Raw genomic sequence first — 5,871 nt, 5'->3', positions numbered from 1 at the left:
GGTGCGGCGGCTCGTGCGGCGGCTGGTGCGGCGGTCGGTGCCGTGGCCGACGCCGCGCTGGGATGAGCGGCCGCCTGCCCGGCATCCTCCCGGTCCGGGTCGAGGGCGTCGATGCCGGCCGGACGCCGTACGGCCTCGCGCTCAGCGACCTCCCGCAGCCGCTGTCTCGCCCGCGGCAGGGCTGGGCGGGCCGACGGCATCGCCGCCATGAGGTCATCGATGATCGGTGCGAGGGCGCCGGCGAGCCGGAACGGCTGGCGCCGTCCGTCGACGATCGCGGTGAGCGTTGCAATGGCGCTGTCGGACTCGTACGGCGGCCCTCCTTCCACCGCGGTGAACAGGGTCGCGCCGAGTGCCCAGATATCGCTACCTGGACCGCCCGCTCCGCCGCGCGCCCGCTCCGGGGCGATGTAGGACGGCGAGCCGAGAAGAACACCGGTCCGGGTCAGCGTCGGATCCCCGGCCGACAGCGCGATGCCGAAGTCGGTCAGCCGCGCGCGTCCGTCGGCACTGATCAGTACGTTGGCGGGCTTCACGTCACGGTGCACGATGCCGCTGCGGTGCGCGGCTTCCAGGGCGTAGCCGAGGCTGATGCCGATCCGGGCGACCCGCTCGCGGGGCAGCGGCCCGGAGCTGCGGATGATGTCCGCCAGCGACGGACCGTCCACCAGTTCCATGACGATCCACGGGCGGTCGTCGGAATCGAGCACGTCGAAGACCGACACGAGGCCCGGATGGTGTAGCCGGCCGGCTGAGCGCGCCTCGCGAAGGACTCGCGTGCGCAGGACCGCCTGTTCGTCCGCGGAGATCGACGGCGGAAGGCGGATCTCCTTGACCGCGACCTCGCGCTGTAGCAGCTCGTCGGTGGCCGCATAGACCACGCCGAAGCCGCCGCGGCCGAGCTCGTCACCGAGCCGGTAACGACCCCCGATGAGGCGGCGCGGGCGTGAATTGCGTCCAGCCCCGGGCTGTTCAGCCTCGGGCGTCGCGTCAGGGTAGAGCGGCATCCGTCCGTTTCACCTCCTCGTTCCCATCGTCGCGGATGTAGCCGACCTTTGCGGGTACCACCGTCCCGGTGGGTCACGGTGTCGGTGCCTGTGGTCGCCAAGCCCGCGTGGCCGACGGTTGGTCCACTTCATCACACACCACCGGATGGGAGGATGCCCGGCTCCGGCGGAACCGTCGGGCGCTGTCGGGCGCTGTCGGGCGTTGGGACAGCACCGGACAGCGCCCTGGGCCGCGTGTCCCGCCCGCCGTACCGGGACCGACCGGTCTGATGGCCGTGATCACGGTGTTCGCGATCCGGCTTTCGGGTCACGCCGGCAGCCAGACGTACACGCCGCCGGTGAATGTCGGTTGGCTCCCCGTCAGAAACGTCACCGTGTCGCGCAGCTCGGCCGCGTGCGGGGTTGGGCCGAGTATGACGGCACGTATCCGCAGGCGGGCGAAATCGTCCCGTGCCTGCGCGATCCGGGCCGGGGTCAGGGGTTCGGAGGACATGCCCTTCCCGACATCGGTCAATAATCGTGCCGTCGCCGTCGGCATTCGTCCACCCATATAGGCCTGCCCGTCTTCGGCCGGGCCGATGAAATACCCGCCGGGCATCGAAAAATGGAAGCGGGCTGCTGCCTGCCAGAAAAGTGGCGCGGTCTGGACCCCGCTCGGGTACGGCAGCACCAGTACGTTCGAATTCGTTGGGAGAATCTCAATGGCGTTGGTGGTGAAGAACGACGGAACATCAGGTGATCGTTCGACGGAGTATGGCCGTGGGACCAGCGGCAGGACGCATACCGCGGCGACAGCGACGGCCACGGTTGCCGTGAGCGGACCGCCGAGGTCGAGCTGAGAAGGTAACCGATCCAGAACGATGGCGAGGACGAGTCCCGCCATCAATGCTGTGCCGAGAGCAAACCTGTCGGGTAGCGCCGCGTCGAAGACAGGAATGCGGGCAACCAGATGCCACGGCAGTGGCAGGCCCGTCTCGATACCCCTGACGAGCAGCGTGCTGCCCAGGGTCAGGACCGCCAGAGCCGCGCCGGTGAGCCCGGCTATGCGTAACCTGAGGTCACGAAAGCCGATCACGGTCGCGGATACACAGATGATCAGAAGGGGCCAGTCGAGGTAGGCCATGTACTCCGGTGCGCCGCCCTGATAGGCGGCCGCCCGCTCGGTCTGTGCCGCCGAGGCCAGTAACTGCCGCGCGGAAGGAACGTAGAATCCCGTCAGGTCGCTTTTGAAGAAATTGGTGAGAAACGGGCTGCCGTGGCTCCGTGGAGATCCGAAGAACTGAATTCCCAGGGGGATGCCGGTCAGCGCGAGACAGGACAGGAAAGCGATCAGCAGTGCGCGGGCAGACCCGCCGGCACGGCGGACGTATTCCGGCCGGCTCGCCATCAGCAGGGCAAGTCCCAGCGTGGCCGTCACCGCGGTGATGAACAGGACCTCTTCACCGGTCAACAGCTGGAGACCGGCGCCCGTGCCCAGCAGGAGGCCTTTTCGTAGCGGCCGGCCAGTCTGCCGGACGATATCGGTGACCAGGCAGAGTAACAGCGGAATGGCCGGTGCGAGAACCAGGCTCAGATGCCCCGTACCGGCCGCCACCAGCGCCGGCGAAAAACCGTACACAGCGCCGCCGACATAGGCTGGGGCCGTCCGCACGCCGAGCGTGCGCGCAAAGAGGTAGGCGCCCGACGCCGAGAGTAAGAATGCCAGGACGACCAGCACGTTGTAGGATGCCACCGGGCCGGCGACGATGGTCAGCGGGGTCAGTATCAGGCCTGGAACCAGGACGGATGTGTTCCAGAGGGCGTTTATTCCTTCTGGCGCGTTTGCCAGGTGTGTGATGAACGGGTTCGACAGGCTGGTTACCGCATGCGCGGTGTGGGCAAGCCACCAACAGTACAGGCCGGTGTCGTTCGGATTACCGGCGATGATGTTCCGGGCGGGCTCGGACCAGACCCTGATGGTGAGCGCAAAGGCCAGCAGCAGGTAGCTTGATCCTATCAGCGCTTGCGGCCGTAACCGCCTCAGCCACCTCAGCTGCGTCGGCGTGGCTGGTGTCGGCGTGGCTGGTGTCGGCGTGGCAGGCACGGTCTGACCGACGGTCGACGGCTCGACGTTCTCCCCGGTCGTGGGTGCGGGTGCGGCCAGGTCGGCGGACCGCTGCTCCATTGCGTCCTCCACTGGCTACCAACAGGAAATCACAGCGGTGCCCGTCGTCCAACCATCGGCCTGAGCCGGTGCCCGGGACGAAGGTGTCGACAGTTGTCCTGCCCGTCCCTGAGTCCTGCCCGTCCCTGGGTCGTGCCGGTACCTGCTTGCCGTCGGTACCGGTGTCCGCGACGTCACGCCCCTCTTGCCGGGCACTCGTAATCATCGTCACATCGGCTGGCAGTGGCATGTCCCACGGAGTCAGCATCCCGACACGCGGTGCCTCTACCGGGCAGCGTCCGTCCCCCTGCCGGTCAATGCCGTGCTGGCGGTTGGTGCTGGCGGCTGATGCCGCTTCCTGGTACTGCCGCGTCGCAATGCTCGTCTGGGGGATGCTGAGCTCCGCATCGCGGGCGCGGGGTGCATGTGACGGGTACAGGGAGGTCTCCGGGTGAGCAGGCCGAGTGGTGGCGAAGAGACACCGGCGGCGGGCGCTGTCGACTGGGAGCACCTTCGGCGGATGGCGAGGGAAATTGCGGCCCGTGCGTACGCTCCGTACTCCCGCCTCCGGGTGGGCGCCGCAGCCGTGGTGGACGACGGCCGCCTGGTTGTTGGCTGCAACGTCGAGAACGCCTCCTTCGGGCTCACGCTCTGTGCTGAATGCAACCTGCTCGGCGCCTTGTATGCGTCCGGCGGCGGACGGCTCGTCGCGTTCGCCTGCGTGGACGCTGCCGGTACCCCGCTCGCACCCTGCGGTCGGTGTCGCCAGCTGCTGCACGAACACGGCGGTCCGGATCTTCAGGTAGCGCTGGCCGATGGTCCGCGTCTGCTCGGCGATCTTCTTCCAGTGGCGTTCGGGTCCACCGCGCTGCCACCGCCCGCCGATCCCGCCGAGATCCGTGCCGAATCCGCCGCGATCGGCGGACCGGCGAACGGCGGTGGCCGTCCATGACCTTCCACGTCATCGACCTGATCAGGACGAAGCGGGACGGCGGTCGGCTGTCCGACGCCGCCGTGGACTGGCTGGTCCGCGCCTACACCGACGGAGCTGTGGCCGACGAGCAGATGGCGGCTTTCCTGATGGCCGTGGTGTGGCGGGGCATGGAGCCGGCGGAACTGACCCGCTGGACCGCGGCGATGGTTGCCAGCGGTGAACGCCTCGACCTGTCCGGGGTGGGTCGTCCGACCGTGGACAAACACTCCACCGGTGGAGTCGGTGACAAGGTCTCGTTGGTCGTGGTTCCCCTTGTCGCGGCATGCGGCGCCGCAGTGCCCCAACTGGCCGGGCGTGGGCTGGGCCACACCGGCGGGACCCTGGACAAGATGGAGGCCATCCCCGGCTGGCAGGCGGCCCTACCGCCCGACCGGATGCGTGCGGTGCTGCGGGATGTCGGCGGGTTCATGGCCGCTGCCGGCGCCGGGCTCGCGCCCGCCGACCGCAAGCTGTATGCGCTTCGGGACGTGACTGGGACAGTGGAATCGATTCCGCTGATCGCGTCATCCATCATGAGCAAGAAGATCGCTGAGGGGACGTCCGCGCTGTTGCTGGACGTCAAGGTCGGCTCCGGGGCGTTCCTGACCTCACCTGCGGACGCGCGGCTGCTCGCCGAGACCATGGTCGAGCTGGGGAATGCCGAAGGCGTGGCGACCGAGGCGCTGCTCACGGGCATGGACACCCCCCTTGGACGGACCGCCGGCCATGCCCTTGAGGTTGCCGAGGCCGTGGAGACCCTGTGTGGCGGCGGACCGGCCGACCTGGTCGAGGTCACGGTGGCGTTGGCCCGGCGGATGTTGGCGCTGGTCGGTCTGGACGGCGGCGCGGACCCCGCGGACGTCCTCGCGGCGGGGACGGCGTACGACACGTGGCGCCGGATGGTCACCGCGCAGGGTGGTGACCCCGATGCCGCTCTGCCGAGCGCTGAGCATGTCGAGACCGTGTACGCGCCCGCCGGCGGTTTCCTGCGCACCTTGGAGGCGAGGGCCGTCGGGGTTGCCGCCTGGCGGCTCGGGGCGGGCCGTTCCCGCAAGGAGGACCCGGTGTCGGCGACCGCCGGTGTCCGGTGGTTGGCGGCTGTGGGGGACAGGGTCAGCGCCAGGTCACCGCTGCTGGAGCTCCACACCCACGATCCCGCCCGACTGCCGGCCGCACTGGAAGCGCTCACGAATGCCGTCGAGATCGGCGACACACCCCCGGTCGTCGAACCGCTGATCCGTGACCGCATCCACCTGTAGGACCGAGGGTGGTCAGCGGTGACGGTGAGCGGGGTAATTCAGGACGCGAGCAGGTCGGTGTCACCGAACTCGGCAAGGACGACCTCGAAGGGAATGTTTTCGCCGGGCTCGGCCCAGGCAGCGTCGATCGCCTGCCGGTCGGCTTCCTGCTCGGCTTCCGGGTATTCGTCGTCACAGAACGGCGCGGCACCAGGCTCGCTCACACCGTAACGGTATGCCGCCGGGGTCTGTCTGTGGATGGATTTTCTCAGGTTTCCCGTCGTGGTGACCTCGCGCGGGGAACGTGGTGGCGCAAGGTGGCGGTCGGGGTGGCGCCAACCGCTTGGCCGACCGGCGACCACCGGGTCGAGATCCTCGGGCGGGAGCAGACGGGCCACCGCCTGCCCGTCGCTGATGATCAGAAATGCCTCGCCGGAGCGGGTGCGATCAAGGTACTCGGCAACGTAGTCGATGAAGTCGCGGATGCTCACCGCCGAGCCCGAGCCCGAG

5 protein-coding genes are annotated in these 5,871 nt (G+C 68.9%); 2 read left to right on the top strand and 3 right to left on the bottom strand.

The window, feature by feature from the left end; translation table 11 throughout:
• Positions 1–1,007, bottom strand: a 1,007-nt coding sequence (locus U9980_RS05865; RefSeq protein WP_322767008.1) for a serine/threonine-protein kinase, incomplete at its 3' end; no start/stop codon positions are given.
• Between the two features lie 307 nt (positions 1,008–1,314).
• A complete protein-coding gene (locus tag U9980_RS05860) occupies positions 1,315–3,171 on the bottom strand; it encodes a hypothetical protein (RefSeq protein WP_322767007.1) in 1,857 nt (618 codons plus the stop codon).
• A gap of 430 nt (positions 3,172–3,601) precedes the next feature.
• On the opposite strand from U9980_RS05860, the gene U9980_RS05855 reads away from it, so the two are divergent.
• Together U9980_RS05855 and U9980_RS05850 are read left to right on the top strand one after the other, a co-directional pair.
• Positions 3,602–4,102 (top strand): cytidine deaminase, encoded by a 501-nt coding sequence (locus U9980_RS05855; protein WP_322767006.1) that lies wholly within the window; start codon positions 3,602–3,604, stop codon positions 4,100–4,102.
• Positions 4,099–5,382 (top strand): thymidine phosphorylase, encoded by a 1,284-nt coding sequence (locus tag U9980_RS05850; RefSeq protein ID WP_322767005.1) that lies wholly within the window; start codon positions 4,099–4,101, stop codon positions 5,380–5,382. The genes U9980_RS05855 and U9980_RS05850 overlap by 4 nt, the downstream gene beginning before the upstream one ends.
• A gap of 38 nt (positions 5,383–5,420) precedes the next feature.
• On the opposite strand, the gene U9980_RS05845 is transcribed toward U9980_RS05850, so the two are convergent.
• The coding region (locus U9980_RS05845) for a hypothetical protein (protein ID WP_322767004.1) at positions 5,421–5,871 on the bottom strand (451 nt) is incomplete at its 5' end.

Source organism: Protofrankia sp. Cr1, from assembly GCF_963555865.1.
Taxonomy (GTDB): Bacteria; Actinomycetota; Actinomycetes; order Frankiales; family Frankiaceae; genus Protofrankia.
This window is presented reverse-complemented; position numbering and strand designations above follow the sequence as displayed.